18 protein-coding genes and 1 other annotated feature are annotated in these 18,884 nt (G+C 43.7%); of the genes, 14 read left to right on the forward strand and 4 right to left on the reverse strand.

The genetic code is table 11. The features are described 5' to 3' along the window. Positions 1-213: 213 nt before the first annotated feature. A complete protein-coding gene (locus QY97_RS19610) occupies positions 214-750 on the reverse strand; it encodes a YusW family protein (protein WP_052728975.1) in 537 nt (178 codons plus the stop codon). Between the two features lie 184 nt (positions 751-934). Then, positions 935-1,067, forward strand: a sequence feature (ribosomal protein L20 leader region). Between the two features lie 76 nt (positions 1,068-1,143). Between QY97_RS19610 and infC the strand changes: the two genes are divergently transcribed. Genes infC through rplT form a run of 3 tightly spaced genes read left to right on the forward strand, consistent with a single transcriptional unit; the run spans position 1,144 to position 2,275 of the window. Further along, entirely contained in the window at positions 1,144-1,662 is a 519-nt protein-coding gene (infC, locus tag QY97_RS13135) for a translation initiation factor IF-3 (RefSeq protein WP_217490945.1), read from the forward strand. A gap of 22 nt (positions 1,663-1,684) precedes the next feature. Further along, positions 1,685-1,885, forward strand: coding sequence for a 50S ribosomal protein L35 (rpmI, locus tag QY97_RS13140; RefSeq protein ID WP_039238438.1), 201 nt, complete (start codon positions 1,685-1,687; stop codon positions 1,883-1,885). A gap of 30 nt (positions 1,886-1,915) precedes the next feature. Then, positions 1,916-2,275: a 50S ribosomal protein L20 gene (rplT, locus tag QY97_RS13145; protein ID WP_039238441.1), complete on the forward strand. Its 360-nt coding sequence runs from the start codon at positions 1,916-1,918 to the stop codon at positions 2,273-2,275. A gap of 106 nt (positions 2,276-2,381) precedes the next feature. Here rplT and QY97_RS13150 read toward each other — a convergent pair whose 3' ends face one another. Beyond that, positions 2,382-2,612, reverse strand: a complete 231-nt coding sequence (locus QY97_RS13150) for a hypothetical protein (RefSeq protein ID WP_156994618.1) — start codon at positions 2,610-2,612, stop codon at positions 2,382-2,384. Between the two features lie 104 nt (positions 2,613-2,716). On the opposite strand from QY97_RS13150, the gene QY97_RS13155 reads away from it, so the two are divergent. The 9 genes from QY97_RS13155 to QY97_RS13195 all read left to right on the forward strand — a co-directional run bounded on the left by QY97_RS13155 (position 2,717) and on the right by QY97_RS13195 (position 14,841). Then, the gene (locus tag QY97_RS13155; RefSeq protein WP_039238445.1) at positions 2,717-2,965 is read left to right on the forward strand and encodes a DUF1294 domain-containing protein; all 249 of its coding nucleotides are present in this window, start codon (positions 2,717-2,719) and stop codon (positions 2,963-2,965) included. Positions 2,966-2,986: 21 nt separating this feature from the next. Further along, on the forward strand, positions 2,987-3,478 hold the full coding sequence (locus tag QY97_RS13160) for a dUTP diphosphatase (protein WP_039238447.1): 492 nt from the start codon (positions 2,987-2,989) through the stop codon (positions 3,476-3,478). A 76-nt stretch (positions 3,479-3,554) separates the two neighbouring features. After that, on the forward strand, positions 3,555-4,640 hold the full coding sequence (locus QY97_RS13165) for a M42 family metallopeptidase (protein WP_039238448.1): 1,086 nt from the start codon (positions 3,555-3,557) through the stop codon (positions 4,638-4,640). A 267-nt stretch (positions 4,641-4,907) separates the two neighbouring features. After that, positions 4,908-6,755, forward strand: a complete 1,848-nt coding sequence (locus QY97_RS13170; protein ID WP_039238450.1) for an assimilatory sulfite reductase (NADPH) flavoprotein subunit — start codon at positions 4,908-4,910, stop codon at positions 6,753-6,755. Between the two features lie 26 nt (positions 6,756-6,781). Beyond that, positions 6,782-8,503 carry an assimilatory sulfite reductase (NADPH) hemoprotein subunit gene (cysI, locus tag QY97_RS13175; protein ID WP_039238451.1) on the forward strand — a complete coding sequence of 574 codons (1,722 nt, stop codon included), beginning with the start codon at positions 6,782-6,784 and terminating at the stop codon, positions 8,501-8,503. A gap of 99 nt (positions 8,504-8,602) precedes the next feature. Then, complete coding sequence (locus tag QY97_RS13180) at positions 8,603-8,923, forward strand: hypothetical protein (RefSeq protein ID WP_039238452.1); 321 nt, start codon at positions 8,603-8,605, stop codon at positions 8,921-8,923. 300 nt (positions 8,924-9,223) lie between these two features. Beyond that, entirely contained in the window at positions 9,224-11,938 is a 2,715-nt protein-coding gene (locus tag QY97_RS13185; RefSeq protein ID WP_039238454.1) for an ATP-binding protein, read from the forward strand. 25 nt (positions 11,939-11,963) lie between these two features. Then, the gene (locus tag QY97_RS13190; protein WP_039238456.1) at positions 11,964-12,803 is read left to right on the forward strand and encodes a CheR family methyltransferase; all 840 of its coding nucleotides are present in this window, start codon (positions 11,964-11,966) and stop codon (positions 12,801-12,803) included. Further along, positions 12,775-14,841 carry a PAS domain S-box protein gene (locus tag QY97_RS13195; protein WP_052728976.1) on the forward strand — a complete coding sequence of 689 codons (2,067 nt, stop codon included), beginning with the start codon at positions 12,775-12,777 and terminating at the stop codon, positions 14,839-14,841. The genes QY97_RS13190 and QY97_RS13195 overlap by 29 nt, the downstream gene beginning before the upstream one ends. A 92-nt stretch (positions 14,842-14,933) precedes the next feature. On the opposite strand, the gene QY97_RS13200 is transcribed toward QY97_RS13195, so the two are convergent. Further along, on the reverse strand, positions 14,934-15,077 hold the full coding sequence (locus tag QY97_RS13200) for an acid-soluble spore protein N (RefSeq protein ID WP_039238458.1): 144 nt from the start codon (positions 15,075-15,077) through the stop codon (positions 14,934-14,936). Between the two features lie 173 nt (positions 15,078-15,250). On the opposite strand from QY97_RS13200, the gene QY97_RS13205 reads away from it, so the two are divergent. Together QY97_RS13205 and QY97_RS13210 are read left to right on the forward strand one after the other, a co-directional pair. Beyond that, positions 15,251-16,177, forward strand: coding sequence for a catalase family peroxidase (locus QY97_RS13205; RefSeq protein ID WP_039238460.1), 927 nt, complete (start codon positions 15,251-15,253; stop codon positions 16,175-16,177). Positions 16,178-16,388: 211 nt separating this feature from the next. Further along, positions 16,389-17,618, forward strand: a complete 1,230-nt coding sequence (locus QY97_RS13210) for an N-acetylmuramoyl-L-alanine amidase (RefSeq protein ID WP_039238462.1) — start codon at positions 16,389-16,391, stop codon at positions 17,616-17,618. A gap of 40 nt (positions 17,619-17,658) precedes the next feature. On the opposite strand, the gene QY97_RS13215 is transcribed toward QY97_RS13210, so the two are convergent. Beyond that, positions 17,659-18,879, reverse strand: coding sequence for an MFS transporter (locus tag QY97_RS13215; RefSeq protein WP_039238464.1), 1,221 nt, complete (start codon positions 18,877-18,879; stop codon positions 17,659-17,661). Positions 18,880-18,884 lie beyond the last annotated feature (5 nt).

Raw genomic sequence — 18,884 nt, forward strand, 5'->3', positions numbered from 1 at the left:
ATGACTGCCATCATACAAAACTTGAAAAAGTGGGCCAAACTCCGCTCTTTACAGAAAATTGGTCTCCACCTCACTTCTCATATTATAGAAGGTTCCGTTTAACAATTCAAAAAAAGTGAAAACCCCGGTGAGAATTCACCAGGGTTTTCTTGACTAAGTTGTTTTTCAACAACGTGAAAGCTCCCCGCAGCTGCGGGGAGCTTTTGTTGGCTTTTATCCTTCAACCTCTACTCTGCTTCCATCAGTAAGTTCAGCTTCAAGTTCAAATTCCTCGTAATTATTCTGAAGGTTAAAAGCTTGAAGAACCTCCTGTATTACTTCTTCCTCTGGTGTATTCGCCGTAAATTGCATATCTTTTAATATGGGCTGTAACTGATCAAAGGCTTCTTGCCCTGACAGGTGTTGGCCGTTTGCCTCATCGTCAATCTCTGTCGTCAGATTGTTCGCAGCTTTGCTGTAATCAGCTTCATAGCTGTTAGCCATACCTTCGTAATCTACCTCCAGTTCAAAGGAACGGAAAGGAATCTCTTCAGAACGTTGAGTGTTGCTGTCATCCATCGTTATAGAAGTGCCGGTATTTGGGCTGCCGTTGCTCGCTTCTTCAGAGGGCTGTTCGACCGGCGGCTCGATCGCCTGTTCCTGTTCAGCTCCTCCTTCTGCTGGAGCTTCAGCCGCTTCTTCCCCCGAGGAGCAGGCTGAAAGACCGGCCGCAAGTATAATAGGCAAAGCAAAATGAATTGGTTTTTTCAAGGTTCTCCCTCCTTTTTGGTTACAAATCGCTTATAATTTATTTAGACTTTATTATAATGAAGTAAACATTCTTAGAAAAACCCTTGATTAATTGATCTACATTTGTTAAGATAATTCATGTTGAATTGCTACGGTGAGTTGACTAACCATATCTATTATGATATAATCATTAAGGTTAATAAATACACACAAGCAGAAGCACCCGCTTCTCACCTGATTGACGCATGAGCAGTTGGCAGGTTTGAATGAAATAACAAAATGGCTTTTTGCGGTCAATTTGTGCGGGTATATGCTTATACCCGCACTTTTTAGTGCCTAAAAATAGAATGCCGGGTAGTTGTTGTGTGTACGAAATGCAAGAATATTTATTTCTAAAAACCTTGGAGGTGGCTCATCATTAGCAAAGATATGATTGTAAACGAAGGGATCCGTGCCCGCGAAGTTCGTCTGATTGATCAAAACGGAAATCAGCTTGGTGTCAAGTCAAAGAATGAAGCGCTTGATATCGCTACTCGTGTCAACCTTGACCTTGTGCTTGTCGCACCGAATGCGAAACCACCGGTAGCTCGTATTATGGACTACGGAAAGTACAAGTTTGAACAGCAGAAGAAAGAGAAGGAAGCACGTAAGAACCAAAAAGTCATCAATCTAAAGGAAGTTCGCCTCAGCCCGACAATTGAGGAGCATGACTTCAATACGAAGCTGCGTAATGCGGTGAAGTTCTTGGAGAAAGGTGACAAAGTAAAAGCTTCCATCCGATTCAGAGGGCGTGCAATCACTCATAAAGAAATCGGCCAACGCGTACTCGACCGTTTTGCCGAAGCTTGTCAAGAAGTTGCAACTGTGGAAACGAAGCCGAAAATGGAAGGCCGCAGTATGTTCTTAGTATTAGCACCCAAAAACGAAAAGTAATCAGCTTGAGGAGGAATAAGAAATGCCAAAAATGAAAACTCATCGCGGCTCTGCGAAACGTTTCAAGAAAACAGGTTCTGGTAAATTAAAACGTTCTCATGGCTACACTAGCCACTTGTTCGCTAATAAATCAACAAAACAAAAACGCAAGCTACGTAAATCAGCGCTTGTATCTAAAGGCGATTTCAAACGTATTCGCCATATGCTTGATAATCTTAAGTAAGACTCGGAACAATATTAGGAGGGAAACAATATGCCACGCGTAAAAGGCGGAACAGTAACTCGCAAACGTCGTAAAAAAGTCCTTAAATTAGCCAAAGGTTATTTCGGTTCAAAGCACCGTTTATATAAAGTAGCTAACCAGCAAGTAATGAAATCTCTTCAATACGCTTACCGCGATCGTCGTCAGAAGAAACGTGATTTCCGTAAGCTTTGGATTACTCGTATCAACGCAGCTGCGCGCATGAACGGCCTTTCTTACAGCCGCTTAATGCATGGTCTGAAGCTTGCAGGCATCGAAGTAAACCGCAAAATGCTTGCGGACTTGGCTATCAGCGACCAACAAGCATTCAACCAATTAGCTGAAACAGCTAAATCTGCACTTAATAAATAAGTAATATGAAGGAACAGACCTGCTCTTGGGCAGGTCTGTTTTTATGTGGTCTTGTTTATTTCCAGTGAGCGGCTGCTGCAAGGTGTTCTCTTTTTGAAGGTATCAATTAAGGCTTATCTTGTAGTGATTCAGTGTTCCCCTCAAAAAATTCTTTAAATCTTTCCATTTCCTTATCGACATGTAAGGATTTCACGTGAAATGGGTTCGTGGATTGCTGGGGATCCACACGAACACCCATCTGAGCTGAACCTAGTGGATCAGCAATGATGCTCTCCCTTTTTCCATCAAAATGAGGATCAACCTCATTCGCTGGTACATTCCTTGATTCTGGTGTCATTCCTATTTCACCCGCTTTCATTCAACTTTCTTTTCTTACTCTTCACTTTTCTTTATTTTTTATGTAATGTCTTTTTTGTTAAACTAAGGGAAGGGAGTGGTAGAATGCTGGCGTACTTCGTGCTGATTAATATGGTGGGTTACATCGTGATGAGCAATGATAAACGAAAGGCAAAGAAGAGGAAATGGCGGACTCGTGAAAGCACGTTGTGGCTGCTAGCCATTATAGGCGGTGCAATAGGGTGCTGGGTGGCTATGCAAACACATAGGCATAAGACGAAGCATGCTGCTTTTGTGTATGGCATGCCTATTTTAGCGATTATAGATCTTGGCCTGCTTGCGTACTTGTCATAAATATAAGGTGGAGGAGAACAAATGGAATTATCGAAATTATTCCGCATGCAACAGTCGCTGGACGGATATATTGAAAAGGAGCACGGGTTAGAGGAAGAAGATTTATTGGATAAAAAGCTGCTTGCTTTTCTAGTAGAAGCAGGAGAGCTAGCAAATGAAACGCGCTGCTTTAAATTCTGGAGTGTGAAGGGCCCGAGTGAGCGGGAAGTGATTTTAGAGGAATTTGTGGATGGTGTCCATTTTATTTTGTCAATAGGACTGGAATGTGCACTAGAAGAGAAGGCCTACTTAATGGAAGATTATGAAGGAGCAGAATCTGCGGTTGAACAGTTTTTAACTGTATATGAGTCGGCTGTTCAGTTTAAGCAGACGAAGAACCTTACTGCTTATAATGAGCTGTTAAATGGTTACTTTGCTCTCGGTCGTTTGCTTGGTTTTTCCCTAGAAGAGGTGGAACAAGCGTATAAAGTGAAAAATGATATTAATTATGAACGGCAGCAAAAGGGATACTAAGCCGCAGCTTTGAATGTTATGAGGAAAGCACGTATAATGGAACAAGATACATATTTTTCTAAAAGGAGTTAATGAGATGCCGAAAATGGATGATACATTAACGATGTTAAAGGAACTTACAGATGCAAAAGGGATTCCCGGAAACGAGCGTGAAGTGCGCGGGGTTATGAAGAAGTATATCGAACCTTTTGCTGATGAGGTCACTACTGATAATTTAGGGAGCTTAATTGCTAAAAAGGCTGGTAATGAAAATGGGCCGAAAATTATGGTCGCCGGTCACCTTGATGAAGTAGGCTTTATGGTTACCCGAATCGACGATAAGGGGTTTCTCCGCTTCCAAACCGTTGGCGGCTGGTGGAGTCAGGTGATGCTCGCTCAGCGTGTGACCATTGTAACGAACAAAGGTGATGTGACAGGTGTGATCGGCTCTAAGCCTCCTCACATTTTATCGGCCGAAGCGAGGAAGAAGCCGGTAGATATTAAGGATATGTTTATTGATATTGGAGCGTCAAGCAAGGAAGAAGCAGAAGAATGGGGCATACGTCCAGGAGACATGGTTGTTCCATATTTTGAATTTACCGTCTTGAACAATGAGAAGATGCTTTTAGCAAAGGCATGGGATAACCGAATTGGCTGTGCTATTGCTATTGATGTTATGAAATACGTGAAAGACAAACAGCATGATAATGTCGTGTATGGTGTCGGCACGGTACAGGAAGAGGTCGGCCTGCGTGGAGCTAAAACAGCAGCACAAACGATTCAGCCTGACATCGCTTTCGGGGTGGATGTAGGAATTGCAGGTGATACGCCAGGAATTTCAGATAAAGAGGCGATGGGGAAAATGGGAGAAGGCCCGCAAATTATCTTATATGATGCTTCCATGGTTTCCCACAAAGGTCTGCGTGATTTTGTAACAGATACAGCTGATGAACTAAACATTCCTTACCAGTTTGATGCAATGGCCGGGGGGGGAACAGATTCTGGTTCGATTCACTTGACAGCCGGAGGTGTGCCGACTCTATCGGTTACAATCGCTACCCGCTATATTCATTCTCATGCAGCAATGCTTCATCGGGATGATTATGAGAATGCAGTTAAGCTAATCGGAGAAGTTATTTTGCGATTAGATCAAGAAGCGGTAAACAAAATCAAATTTGATTAACAGGCAAGAAAACCGCCCCAGTTTGACAACTGGGGCTTTTTTTGTTTTGCAAGAAAATTCTATAAAACCTACTTGACTTATAGGATTTATAGATATAATATAAACATAATTATTGCAACCAGTTTAATCGGGTTATTAAAGGCCTTATACGTTGTTACATAGTCTCGTGAATAGAGAGAGGACGCAGTATATGATAGTTCAGCTCTTTCACAGATTATTAATTGTGATAATTCATTCATTTCGAAAAAAATTTGTGGGGTGGTAGTGTTGCAACTTCAAGTAATGAATAGTCCTTTTACTGAGGAGCAAGTGGAACTCCTTAATCGTCTTCTCTCCACTTTAACGGAATCCCAGAAAGCATGGCTGAGCGGTTATCTTGCCGCACCGCATGTCGTTTCTTCAACGGATGCTCCCTTTCAAGGAGTGCCGGGTGCTGAGCTGCTTTCTCAAGCAGTTGGTCAAAGTAAGCCAAAGGAAGCGACTGTTCTATTTGGTTCACAAACTGGTAATGCACAGGCGCTGGCAGAGAAGCTGTCAGAAAAGCTGAAGGGTCGCGGCTTTGAAGTGACGACATCAGCTATGAGTGATTTCAAGCCGAATAACCTGAAGAAAGTGCATAACCTTTTCATCGTTGTAAGCACACATGGGGAAGGAGATCCACCGGATAACGCTCTGTCCTTCCATGAGTTTCTTCATGGCCGGCGTGCTCCCCAATTAAAAGACTTGCAGTTCTCTGTTCTTGCGCTTGGAGATAGCTCTTATGAGTTCTTCTGCCAGACAGGAAAAGAGTTTGATAAACGCCTGGAGGAGCTTGGCGGTAAACGCTTGTATCCTCGTTTTGATTGTGATGTGGATTTTGAAGAGGCAGCCGCAGAATGGACAGAAGGTGTTCTAAGCAGCCTGGCTGAGACGGAGTCAGCGAGCTTATCTAACGGTTCTGATCAGCTTGTTCCGCAGGCGGCTGGAGCAGCAGCTGTACAAACGGAAGTCGTGTACTCCAGAGCAAATCCGTTTAAAGCCGAAGTCCTTGAGAATATTAATTTGAATGGCCGTGGCTCTAATAAGGAAACACGACACCTGGAGCTGCTTTTAGAAGGTTCTAATCTTGAATATGAGCCGGGTGATAGCCTAGGGGTTTATCCTCAGAACGACCCCGAGCTCGTTGACCAGGTGATTGAAGCAATGAAATGGAACCCGGACGAATTAGTTCCGGTAAATAAACAGCAGGAGACACAGCCGCTAAGAGAAGCACTTCTTACTCATTATGAAATTACACCGCTGACTAAACCGGTGCTTGAGAAGGTAGCTGAAATCTCAGAAAGTGAAGAGCTTAAAAAGCTCGTAGCAGCAGGACGTGAAGAGATCCGGGCTTACATTGACGGCCGTGATCTGCTGGATGTTATTACGGATTTCAATTTGCAAGGGGTATCGGCTGAAACACTTGTTCCAGCTCTCCGTAAAATGGCCCCTCGCCTCTATTCCATTGCAAGCAGCTTAAAGGCAAATCCGGAAGAGGTGCACTTGACCATTGGAGCAGTGCGGTACAATGCAAACGGCCGTGACCGGAAAGGGGTATGTTCCATCCAATGTGCTGAGCGTCTGCAGCCGGGGGATCACTTGCCGGTCTTCATTCAGCGCAACAAAAATTTCCGTCTGCCGGATAATCCGGATACACCAGTTATCATGGTTGGACCTGGAACGGGTGTGGCTCCATTCCGTTCGTTCCTCCAAGAGCGTGAAGAGATGGCGGCGCAAGGAAAGACTTGGATGTTTTTCGGAGATCAGCACTTTAGGACAGATTTCCTTTATCAGACAGAGTGGCAGCAATGGCTGAAAAAAGGCGTACTGACGAAGATGGATGTAGCTTTCTCACGCGATACAGAAGAGAAAGTATACGTTCAGCACCGAATGCTTGAGAAAAGCGCCGAGCTTTACCAATGGCTGGAAGAAGGAGCTTTCTTCTATGTATGCGGCGACAAGAATAATATGGCTCGCGACGTGCATGAAACATTGATTCAACTGATCGAACGAGAGGGAAATATGAGCAGGGCACAGGCTGAAGCGTATCTCGCTGATATGCAGAAGCAAAAACGTTACCAGCGTGATGTCTATTAAGCTCGAGCATAGAAAGGGGTAACACAATGATTGAAGTAAAGAAAGCTTTGGTTCCGGATGGGCCTCCAAGCGATGTAGAGCGTATTAAGAGAGAAAGTGATTATTTACGAGGAACACTGGTGGAAACAATGGCGGATCCGTTAACTGCGGGGATTCCTGATGATGATAATCGCTTGATGAAGTTCCATGGCAGCTACTTGCAAGATGATAGGGATGTAAGAAATGAACGCCAGCGTCAAAAGCTGGAGCCAGCTTATCAATTTATGATAAGAGTACGCGCGCCAGGCGGTGTCGCTACACCAGAACAGTGGCTTGCGATGGATGATATTGCCCAGAAATACGGAAATGGAACGCTGAAGCTGACGACTCGTCAAGCGTTCCAAATGCATGGCGTCTTAAAGTGGAATATGAAGAAAACTATCCAAGCTATTGATGCTGTACTGATGGATACGTTAGCGGCTTGCGGCGATGTAAACCGGAATGTAATGTGTAATCCGAATCCATATCAATCTGAAATTCATGAAGAAGTATATGAATGGTCTAAAGAACTAAGTGAGTACCTTTCTCCTCGCACAAGAGCCTATCACGAGATCTGGCTTGATGAAGAGAAGGTAGCAGGAACACCGGATGCGGAAGAGGTAGAACCGATGTACGGACCGCTTTACCTGCCTAGAAAATTCAAAATCGGTATTGCTGTTCCTCCTTCAAATGATGTGGATGTTTTCTCGCAAGACCTGGGCTTCATTGCCGTAGTGGAAGATGGGAAGCTTGTCGGCTTCAATGTAGCTGTCGGCGGCGGAATGGGAATGACTCATGGAGATAAAAACACTTATCCTCAATTAGCTAAAGTGATCGGGTTCTGTACACCTGACCAGATGGTAGAAGTAGCTGAGAAAGTAATCACTATTCAGCGCGATTACGGTAACCGATCCGTCAGAAAGAACGCCCGCTTTAAGTATACCGTTGACAGACTTGGCTTGGATTTCATCAAAGAAGAGCTTCATAGCCGTCTTGGATGGGAGCTCCAGGAAGCACGCGTGTATCATTTCGATCATAACGGTGACCGCTATGGTTGGGTAGAAGGCAGCAATGGCAAGTGGCATTTTACCCTGTTTGTTCAGAATGGACGTGTAACAGATCTGAAAGATTATCCATTAATGACAGGTTTGCGGGAGATTGCTAAAGTACACACTGGTGATTTCCGGTTAACACCAAATCAAAATCTAGTTATTGCCAACGTAGCGGGTGAGAAAAAAGCGGAAATTACAGGTCTTATTGAGAAGTACGGATTGACCGACGGCAAGCATTATTCAGCCTTGCGCAGAAACTCCATGGCGTGTGTGGCCCTTCCGACGTGCGGGCTCGCTATGGCAGAATCGGAACGATACCTTCCTGAGCTTCTCGATAAAATTGATCAAATTGTAGAAGAAAGTGGTCTTCACGAAGAAGAAATCACTATCCGCATGTCCGGCTGCCCGAATGGCTGCTCCCGACCGGCATTAGGAGAAATTGCTTTCATTGGCAAGGCACCAGGCAAATACAACATGTATTTAGGAGCAGGCTTCTCTGGGGACCGGTTGAATAAATTGTATAAAGAGAATATCGGAGAAGCAGAGATTCTTGCAGTACTCCAGGAGCTTCTTCCGCGCTATGCGAAAGAAAGGGAAGATGGAGAGCATTTTGGCGATTATGTGATCCGCGCTGGAATTGTTCAACCGGCATATGATGGATTAGAATTCCATGCTTAATAAAATAAATAAGAGAAAAACAGGATGTCCGCAGGGCTCCTGTTTTTCTTATTTATATACTGCTGTTTGTCATGTACAATGAGAAAAAGAGGTGAGTGCATGCAAATTTACAGTCTGTCAGCTGCTGCTTTTTTCTTTCTCGGCCTGCTGTTTACAGCACTGTCTTTTCTCCTTAGTAACTTTGTAGAGTATCTGTTTGTTATTGGGCTTATCTTTATGCTGGCGGGAGCTGTAACCGCCTTTAAGGCGATGGCTGCTGCTGAAGCTGGCAAAACAAAGTATGTAGTGATCACTGCTTTCTTCTCCATCCTGTTTGTGATCGCTATGACTGCTCCTTTCCATTTTGTGCGCGTAGTTATGTGGATAAAGAATTCGCCGATTATTCAGCAATTAGTGGAGAGAATGGAGCAGCTGACTTAAGAGCTAAGTTAAATTCATAAAGCAAATTCAGGAAATGGAGCCGTCTATATATTGGAGGGGAAGGTGCCGGTTCGAGTCGAATGAAGAGGGTTACATAACGCGATGACTCGATTATTTTCTGTTTTCTTTGGCAAGAAGATCCATCAGTCATCAACCTTTTGATCAGGTATATTGAAAAAAACTGTTTGAAAATTAGTAATATTCGTCTTATCATATATATGTTGTACAATCAACAAAGAGCATATTTGTTTTTTGTAAAAATTATTCATGGACGTCAAAACTGGATAGGGGAAAGTAAAAATGAAATTTAAAACGAAGCTCTATATAGGGTTTGGATTTCTTTTTGGGCTATTTATTACTTCCTATCTCGTATTTATATTTGTTATGGAACAGCTTGATAAAAATACGGGGGAAGTGGTAGACAATTATGAGATGCTTTACTTAGCGAATACAATAGAGAGTCAAATGGGAACATTTAGCAGGGAGTCGATAGGAACGATTGCAGACCCGCCGCCAGAGCTGGTAGATCAGCTAGACAAGAATAAGGAGGAAGCGATTTCCAATATTCACAAGGCTATTGCTGCTCTTGAAAGACTTGATAGCCGTGAAAGTTCCCAAGAGCTGATTCAGAGGCTGAAAGAGATGAGTGAAACATATGAAGCCATAGAAGAAGAGGCAGATCAGCTGAGAGCAGAAGGGAATATGGAAGCCTTAAAGACTCTTTATTGGTACGAGGGGCGCTCGGCGAGAGAAGAAATGATGGAAGTAGCAAAGGAACTGCAGGTCCTTCAGCAGCAGACCGCAGCAGAAAAGCTGAATCAATCGAGTGATATGTACAGTCTGCTTAAGAAAATGATTGTTATTTATGCTCTTGTCGGATTTGCTATTGGTGTCGGCATGGCGATTTGGACGATGAGAAGCATTACTGGAAACTTAAATAAAGTGACGACTGTAATGAATAAAGTAGCTTTCCGGAAATCAAATAAGTGGCCGCGTATCGATATCAGCTCGAAGGATGAAATTGGTGATATTGCTGTCGCGTTCAACGAGATGGCAGGAACGCTGGAGGCCCATGCGAGAGAGGAAGAAAAGCTGAAGCATGCGGCAGAAGAGCAAAGCTGGCTGAAAACGAAGGTGGCTGAAGTGGCTACTATGTATCCTGGAATAGATAACCTTGAAACATTGGCCCAGCGCTTTATTACAAAGGTCACACCAATGGTTGGAGCTTCGTATGGCGTTTTTTATATAAGGACAAGCGTGGACGGAGAAGAAACATTCCAGAAGCAGGCTGCTTATGCTTATAACCATGAAGACCCGGCTAAGGACAGCTTCCGCCTTGGAGAGGGGATTATCGGTCAGTGTGCACTGGAGAAACGCGCCATGCTGATGGATCATGTACCCGAAAATTATATTCGTATTACATCTGGACTTGGCTCCGCTTCCCCGGCTAATGTACTGGTTGTTCCAGCCGAGTTTCAAGGGGAGGTATTAGCTGTCATTGAGCTTGCCACCCTTGAACCGTTTAAGGAGGGAGAGAAGCAGCTCCTTAAAGAGGTTATGGGCGGAATTGGTATCAACATTAAGAGCATTATGAGACATATGCAGATAGAGAAGCTTCTTGAAGAATCCCAAAGCTTAACAGAAGAGCTTCAGCTGCAGCAGGAAGAACTGCGGACAGTGAATGAGCAGCTGGAGGAGCAATATGAAAACTCCGAGCAGAAAACAAAAGAATTAGAGAAAATAAAGCTCATACTTGAGGAAAAGGCTCAGCAGCTAACGCTTAATTCTCAATATAAGTCAGAGTTTCTTGCTAACATGTCTCATGAACTGAGAACACCATTGAACAGTCTTCTGATTCTGGCTCAAATGTTAGCTGAGAATGCCAGTGGGAACTTAACTGATAAACAAGTAGAGTATGCCAAAACTATTTTCTCTTCTGGAAATGATCTCCTCCGCCTTATTAACGATATTCTCGATATAGCGAAGGTCGAAGCGGGCAAGATGGAGGTTATCTTTGAGGATGTCAACATCAAGGATGTCCAAACCTTTGTCGAAACACAATTCGCCCCATTAGCGAGGGAGAAAGGCGTTCAGCTGAGTGTTCAGCTTGCAGATGAATTGCCGGAAACTATTTACACGGACAAACAGCGCCTGCAGCAGGTGCTGATGAATTTATTATCTAATGCATTTAAATTTACGCATGAAGGCATAGTGTCCTTACGTGTAGAAAAGGCTCAAAACAAGGCAGCAAGAGGTCCTTATACGGAAGCTGATATTGCCTTTATTGTGAAGGACACAGGCATCGGCATTCCTAAACATAAACAGGAAGAGATATTCGAGGCGTTCAAACAGGCTGATGGTACAATAAGCCGCAAATACGGAGGAACTGGCTTAGGACTCTCCATTAGCCGTGAGATTGCTCATTTGCTGGGCGGTTCCATTGAGGTGCAAAGTGCTGAGCATCAAGGCAGTACCTTCACACTGCGTGTACCGCAGGACCAGCCGCATCAGCAGCCGGAGCAATCAGCTGCATCAGCCGAGGTGGCGGCCGGTTTACCTCCTCAAATAGAGGAACCCCCGCCGATAAAGGAGAGCCATGCAGCAGGCAGCGAGAAACGGTCAAACAGTAAGACTGCTCTGCTGGAAGGGAAGAAAATTTTAATCGTCGATGATGACATGCGTAATATTTTTGCCTTAACGACAGCTTTGGAAAGTTACCATGTTGATGTGCTGTTTGCTGAAAACGGAAGAGAAGGCATTGATATGCTGAATGGAAACCCAGACATTGATCTTGTGTTAATGGATATTATGATGCCGGAAATTAATGGGTTTGAAGCTATCCGCCTGATCAGGAAGCAGGCAGAGTTTGAACAGCTGCCTATTATTGCACTCACAGCCAAAGCAATGAAGGATGACCGTAAGAGATGCATTGAGGCTGGAGCTTCCGATTATATTAGTAAGCCGGTGAATTTAGAGCAGCTTTTCTCAACCATGCGTGTCTGGCTGTATAGATAAAGAAAAGGGTAGAGTGACGAACAGGATGAACAATAAAATCGAAGCGGAGAAAGAGCTGGAAACTATCGAAATCAATTTGTTGCTTGAGGGAATTTATCGCTACTATGGGTACGATTTTCGTAACTATGCAGGCCCCTTTTTAAACAGGAGAATCTGGAATCGAATGCGTGCTGAGAATATTGCCACCATTTCAAGCCTGCAAGAACGCGTTCTTCATGACCCCACCGCGATGAAAAAGCTTTTTCGCGACTTCTCAATTAATGTAACGGAAATGTTCCGTGACCCCGGTTTTTTTCTGGCGTTTCGCACAAAAGTCGTTCCATACTTGAGAGAGCAGCCGTCGATTCGTCTTTGGCATGTCGGCTGTTCGACTGGGGAAGAGGTTTATTCTATGGCTATCCTCCTGCACGAGGAGGGATTATATGAGAAAACAAGGATTTATGCGACGGACATGAATGAAGAGGTGTTAAAAGAAGCAGAGAATGGAGAATTCCCTCTGCATAGAATGCAGCTGTACACGAGGAATTATTTAGCGGCAGGCGGGACGACGGCATTTTCTGAGTATTACTCGGCTAAAGATAACCATGCTGTATTCCATCCCTTCTTAACGAAGAATGTGGTGTTTGCCCAGCATAACTTAGCTACCGATCGCTCATTTAATGAGTTTCACGTAATTATTTGCAGAAACGTACTAATTTATTTTGATAAAATCCTCCAGAATCGTGTATATCATCTGCTTCACAATAGTTTAAGTCCGTCGGGGATTCTTGGTTTAGGGAGCAAAGAAGGGATAAAATTCGCAAATATTGTAAATTCATACGAGGAAGTTGATCCGATTGAAAAACTATATCGAAAGATCAAATGAGTTAGTATCAACGACAGTTAAATCATTAGAAAGTGACGAGGGAGCGCCAGGTTCCCGCCATTCAGGGAAGGTTAACATTTTACTTGTTGATGACCATCCTGAAAACCTATTAGCCTTAGAGGCAGTGCTTCAGTCTCCTGATTACCGCCTAGTGCGCGCTTCATCGGGGGAAGAAGCGTTAAAATGGGTACTTAAAGAAGATTTTGCCGTCATTCTGCTGGATGTTCAAATGCCGGGACTAAATGGATTTGAAACAGCCAGGTTAATTAAGACGAGAGAGAAATCCAAGTATATTTCTATTATTTTTATAACAGCTATTAACCAAACGACGGAACACATGTTAAAAGGATACAGCTTAGGGGCAGTGGACTATATTATGAAGCCCTTCCATCCGGAATCTCTTAAGCTAAAGGTGAAGGAATTCGTAAAAATCCACGAGAATCAAGAAAAGATTCAGCGACAAAGTGAATTAAAGAGCCAGTTAGAGCTGAAAGAAGTAAATAAGAAGCTGGAGCGGGCTACATCTGATTTAAAAAAGAATGAAGAATTAGCGAAAGTCATCAATGAGACGCTGCTGGATACAATTGTTACCTTTGACGCAGAAGGTTATATTCTTTCTGTCAATCCAGCGGCACAAGGGATGTTTGGCTATTCCATGGATGAATTGATCGGACAGCATCTTTCCCTTTTGCTGCCAAAAGCATTTTTTCTGCCAACAGACTATATAAAGAAACGGACAGGAAAGGTATTGGAGGAATTGGCTAGACGCAAAGATCATTCCAGCTTTCCAGTAGATCTCCAGATTGGCGAAGCCCAAATAGAGGACGAGCGTCTTTTCGTTTGCTCCATCCGTGACACCACAGCGCGCAAAAAACTAGAAGAAGAACAAAAAAATCAATACAAGCTGCTCGAGAAGTTAGTGGAGGAACGGACAAAGGAACTGAGGGAGGCCAATAAAAAGCTGCAGGAAGAGGTAGAAGAGCGGCAAAAGATAGCCGAAGATTTGCGGGCATCAAGGGAGCACTTTTACAAGGTATTTCAATCAAGTCCTTGCCTTATTGCCATTCGCTCACTAGAGAACGGTGCTTATATAGATGTAAATGAGAGCTGGCTTAAATATACAGGTTATAAGTATGAAGAAGTGGTTGGGCAAACTAACGATCTTCCAAATGTGCGGGCAAATGATGGACAGATAGGAGAAAGTCCAGTTCAGTTAGATACAGAAGAACCGATCTCGAACATGAAGATCCATTATGAAATGAAAACAGGAGAAATCCGTCAAGGCTGGCTTTCAACAGAATCCTTTGAGATTCGAGGGGAGAAGTGCGCCCTTATCGTCATTACAGATGTAACGGAACGAGTGGAATTAGAGAATCAAGTAGCTCGCCTAGATCGCTTATATCTAATCGGTGAGATGGCGGCAGGTATTGCCCATGAAATTAGAAACCCCATGACCACAGTTAGAGGATTTTTGGAATTATCCAAAAGCGACCCGGCGAACTTAACTCCCAAATTTATTAGTTTAATGATAGGTGAACTAGATAGAGCCAATTCCATCATCACAGAATTTCTCAATTTGGCTAAAAATAAGGTTAGCCATAAAAAACTACAGCCATTAAACTCCATCATTGAAATGCTCCATCCACTGATACAAGCAGAAGCCTTGCGAACGGGAAAAACAGTCTTACTGGAATTAGAAGATTGTGCAGAATTATATTTGGATGAAAAGGAAATCAGCCAGTTGATTTTAAATTTATCATTAAATGGCCTGGAAGCAATGAAATCTGGGGGCACATTAACAGTCAAAACCTATATGGAAAAAGAAGAAGTCATATTAGAAATTGAAGATGAAGGGAAAGGGATTAAACCGGAACACAAGGATACTATTGGTACACCATTTTTTACTACAAAGGATACGGGAACCGGACTTGGCCTAGCTATTTGTTACAGTGTGGCTGAGCGGCATAATGCTAAACTAGACTTTACGACAAGTGAAAAGGGAACAACCTTTCATGTGCGGTTCAGTCGAGCTTATTAAGCAGGGAACCATGAACAAAAAAGCCGGGCGACCGGCTTTTTTGTTTTTTTGCAGGCATAGTATATGAACGGAAGGTGTCATAAGGAGGGAAGCTACTCTCCTTTTGTTTGAATCACTTGTGCGTGCTGACCAGACTTGTCCTGCATTTTCTTTCCCTTATTTCCCTCAAAGTTAGTTGGCGGTGATCCAGTATGATTTGAAGCATAATGGTTTCTGCTTTGTTTCGGTTTGCTCATGGTCATGATCCCTCCTTTTCGTTTATAGGATGTGCCGAGTAAAGAGAATTATGAGCTAAACCTCTTTCTCAAGGTTCTAGAAGAATGCCTTCTACATGAGGCACTAAGTATAATGGAAGGAGCATGAGCATGAGCAAGAGAAAAAGGGGTATGATGCTAAAAAGGAGGCCGCTATGAATAGTGAATACGAGAAAACACAACTAGCAGCTGAGTCAGTGAATGCCATTGAAGGGATCATGGGAGCCTTCCCAGGGTATAGAAGAGCGCACGCTAAAGGGGTATCCTACAAGGCTGTCTTCACACCAAATGGCCAAGCCTCTTCTCTCACGACAGCTCCTCATTTACAAACGGCACAAATACCGGCCATTGTTCGCTTTTCCAATGTAGCACCAGATCCGACTTTATCAGATGCTTTGTCGCCAGCTAAAGGGTTGGCGGTTCAATTCCAGCTTCCAAACGGTGAAATAACGAATATTGTTGCCACCACGGTGCCTTTTTTTATTTCAAAAACGCCAGAGTCTTTTGTTTCTTTCCTCAAGGCGTTAAGGTCAGGCAAGAACGGACGGCCGAACCTTCGAGCTTTAGTGAAATGGCTAACGAAATATCCAGAAAGCCGCTCGGTATTCAGGATATGGAAGGAGCTAAAACCACCGCTCAGCTTTGCGCAGGGCCGCTATCACTCCATTCACGCCTTTTATTTTGTCAACCAGGAGGGTCACCGCCAAGCCGTTAAGTATATACTCGAACCGGAGGCAGGAGAAGCAGCCATGTCAAACCTAGAGGCGGCAGGGAAGCCGGAAGATTATTTTGAACAAGAGCTGGAGAACAGGCTGGCGTCTGATATGGTTCATTTCCGGTTAAAGGTTCAACTTGGAAAGGAAACGGACCCAACAGATGATCCAACAAAAGAATGGCCAAAAGAGAGAAGAGTATTGATGATTGGCCGTCTTTCTATTCAAAAGGAACGTGCTGCGGGTGAAGAGTTGCTTTTCGATCCCACTGTTTTGCCAGAAGGAATTAAATGCTCTGAAGACCAAATTTTGCAATTTCGACGGTTTGCCTATGAAGAGTCTTACCGCCGAAGAAGCCGAAATAGTTAATAGAGAGAAGAATAGGCAGAGAGCAGATCACTCTCTGCCTATTTTTATTTCATTTATGTTACAAATATTTAATAAGTATGACAAAAGAGAAAAAGGGTGCAAAAGCAGTCGATTAGTGACGAAGAAATAATTAGTAAAAAGATAAATGTTTTTAAGCTGCTAATGAAGGTAGCTTTTCATATGAAAATATAACAGACGAAGGAGAAGGTGTATGAAAAAAAACGTCACGATTGTCATGCTGATCTTTTCTCTTGTGATTTCTTCATTTAGTTTTTATACGTCCGCAGAGGCGAGCGGCTTTGCGGATGTTCCCAGCCGAGCAGCAAAGGAAGTCAATTATTTAGCTGAAAGAAAGATTGCTAATGGATTATCTCCTTCTGTATTTGGAGCAGAACAAGCGGTTACTCGAGCAGAGGCAGCTGCATTCATCGGCCGTGCGCTGCAGCTAAACGGCACAAAGCGTTCCACAAGTTTTAAGGATGTATCCTCTGGCAATTTTGCTTCCGGCTATATCCAGTCAGCAGTAGAAAGGGGAGTTTTATCGGGGTATGATGGAGGGTATTTCCGGCCAGAACAGAAAGTGACCCGCGGGGAAATGGCTGTGATGATTTCAAAGGCTTTCGGATACCCATACGGGGGAACTTTAACAGGAGCAGCAAGTGCTCTTATGTCAAGAGGTATTGCCAATGGCATGGAAGACGGCACATTTGGAGCTGGTCAAAGTATTCTTCGTGTTGACTTTGCTGTATTCTTGGCACGTACTATGAATCCTGCCTTCCGGGTAAAGAGCACATCGAGCTATACTCAAGTAGCTCCAAGCGTAACGAATAAGGTTGATCCGCGGCTTGCCAGTCAGGTGGTTATTCTCGACCCAGGACATGGAGGAAAAGATCCCGGTGCGGTCGGTTTTGGGCTGAAGGAAAAGGATGTCGTGCTTGATACAGGCTTAAAGGTGAATGAACTGTTGAAGAAAACGCCTCTGCAGGTTCACATGACCCGCACAGGTGATACGTTTCCATCTTTATCAGACCGGACAAATTTCGCCAAAAGTAAAGGCGGAGACTTGTTTTTAAGTATCCATGCTAATGCTTTTAATGGATCAGCAAACGGAACGGAAACCTTTTACTATTCAAGCTCAGCGACGAATCAATATGTATCTGACAGCAAGCTCCTGGCAGAAAAGATTCAGCGGCGCATGTTGATGGCTTGGAATTTGCAGGATCGAGGGGTTAAGCAAACAAGCAAACTGTATGTGCTCAAGTACAATGATATGCCGGCTGCCCTTGCTGAACTTGGTTTTATTGATCAAGAGAGCGATAACCAGAAGCTAAAGTCTGAGTATTGGCGTACAGCTGTTGCAAAAGCAATTTATTACGGCATCATTGATTACTATAATGCAAAAGGTTATGAAGTAGACGCTCTTTACAACGTAGCGAAATAAAAAATGGCGGACAGGTACTATCTGTCCGCCATTTTCTATATTACAGCCGTGTAGTTTCTGGCTGAGAACTGGTTTGTACTCTTTGTTTATTCTTTAAACCTTTTGACCACTTTATGCAAATGAGCAGCGTGATAAAGATAATAATGGCACCGAAGATGTAAGGAAGAGCCATATTCATGTCAAACAATACACCGGCAAGAGCGGGGCCAACCATATTTCCGATACTCATATAGGCATTGTTCATACCAGCGGCAAACCCTTGCTCGTCACCGGCCATTTTTGAGATTGTCGTATTAATCGATGGACGAAGCAGTGAAGCAGCAGTAAAGAATACCGCTGAAATAGCTAACACCGATGTGAAGCCGGTTGCCAGCAGTATAGAAAGCATTGAGACGGTGGCGATAATGAGCATGGTGACCATTACCCGTACTTCGCCAAACTTTGTTAATGCCCGGTCAAGCACAAACGCCTGAATAATAACGCCGATTAATCCGCCGATGATCATCAATACAGAAATATCGGCGGGGCTAAAGTTGAATTTAATATCTGCAAACAGGCTAATCGTCGATTGATAATTGGCTAAACCGAAGGAAAGAGTAAACATCATGACCAGCAAAACAAAGTAAGGCTTTTTCACGGAAAGAGCCATTTGTTTTAGAAGCGGATCACGTCTTTTGGATGGAAGAGCCATAGCTGGGCGTTCAGGTTCCTTAAGGAAGAAGGTGGACAGAGCAGCTGCAAGAGCCGATACCACTCCAGCGACAAGGAGGGGAACATGCAACCCATATGCAGCAAGGAACCCACCAATCCCAGGACCTACCACGAAACCAAATGACATGGAAGCTCCCAGGCGACCCATTCCTTTTGCGCGTGTTTCCAATGTAGTGACGTCCGCAACAAATGCCATCATGGCAGGGATCATAAAGGCTGCGCCAACCCCCCCAATTATACGAGAGACAAATAACAGCCAAAGCTGCGTCGCAAATCCGAATAGAAATTGGGAAAACGAAAACAAAATTAAACCGAGTATGATTGCCTTTTTTCGTCCAACCCGGTCAGATAAATCACCAGCGAGAGGCGAGAAGATAAATTGAGCAAAAGCAAATGTAGCAATCAGCAATCCATAAACCTGACCACCGGCATCAAAATTGTGGATAATAGTTGGCATAATAGGAATAACAAGCCCTATGCCCGTCATGACGATAAACATATTAATCATTAAAATCAGAAGAGGAAATCTTTGTACTTTCTTTGATGACATATATT

This window comes from Bacillus thermotolerans (assembly GCF_000812025.2).
GTDB lineage: Bacteria > Bacillota > Bacilli > Bacillales > Domibacillaceae > Quasibacillus > Quasibacillus thermotolerans.

Coding starts and splice junctions, on each gene's coding strand:
- rpmI (WP_039238438.1), top strand. CDS start 1,685: ATGCCAAAAATGAAAACTCATCGCGGCTCTGCGAAACGTTTCAAGAAA.
- rplT (WP_039238441.1), top strand. CDS start 1,916: ATGCCACGCGTAAAAGGCGGAACAGTAACTCGCAAACGTCGTAAAAAA.
- QY97_RS13150 (WP_156994618.1), bottom strand. CDS start 2,612: ATGACACCAGAATCAAGGAATGTACCAGCGAATGAGGTTGATCCTCAT.
- QY97_RS13155 (WP_039238445.1), top strand. CDS start 2,717: ATGCTGGCGTACTTCGTGCTGATTAATATGGTGGGTTACATCGTGATG.
- QY97_RS13160 (WP_039238447.1), top strand. CDS start 2,987: ATGGAATTATCGAAATTATTCCGCATGCAACAGTCGCTGGACGGATAT.
- QY97_RS13165 (WP_039238448.1), top strand. CDS start 3,555: ATGCCGAAAATGGATGATACATTAACGATGTTAAAGGAACTTACAGAT.
- cysI (WP_039238451.1), top strand. CDS start 6,782: ATGATTGAAGTAAAGAAAGCTTTGGTTCCGGATGGGCCTCCAAGCGAT.
- QY97_RS13180 (WP_039238452.1), top strand. CDS start 8,603: ATGCAAATTTACAGTCTGTCAGCTGCTGCTTTTTTCTTTCTCGGCCTG.
- QY97_RS13185 (WP_039238454.1), top strand. CDS start 9,224: ATGAAATTTAAAACGAAGCTCTATATAGGGTTTGGATTTCTTTTTGGG.
- QY97_RS13190 (WP_039238456.1), top strand. CDS start 11,964: ATGAACAATAAAATCGAAGCGGAGAAAGAGCTGGAAACTATCGAAATC.
- QY97_RS13200 (WP_039238458.1), bottom strand. CDS start 15,077: ATGAGCAAACCGAAACAAAGCAGAAACCATTATGCTTCAAATCATACT.
- QY97_RS13205 (WP_039238460.1), top strand. CDS start 15,251: ATGAATAGTGAATACGAGAAAACACAACTAGCAGCTGAGTCAGTGAAT.
- QY97_RS13210 (WP_039238462.1), top strand. CDS start 16,389: ATGAAAAAAAACGTCACGATTGTCATGCTGATCTTTTCTCTTGTGATT.
- QY97_RS13215 (WP_039238464.1), bottom strand. CDS start 18,879: ATGTCATCAAAGAAAGTACAAAGATTTCCTCTTCTGATTTTAATGATT.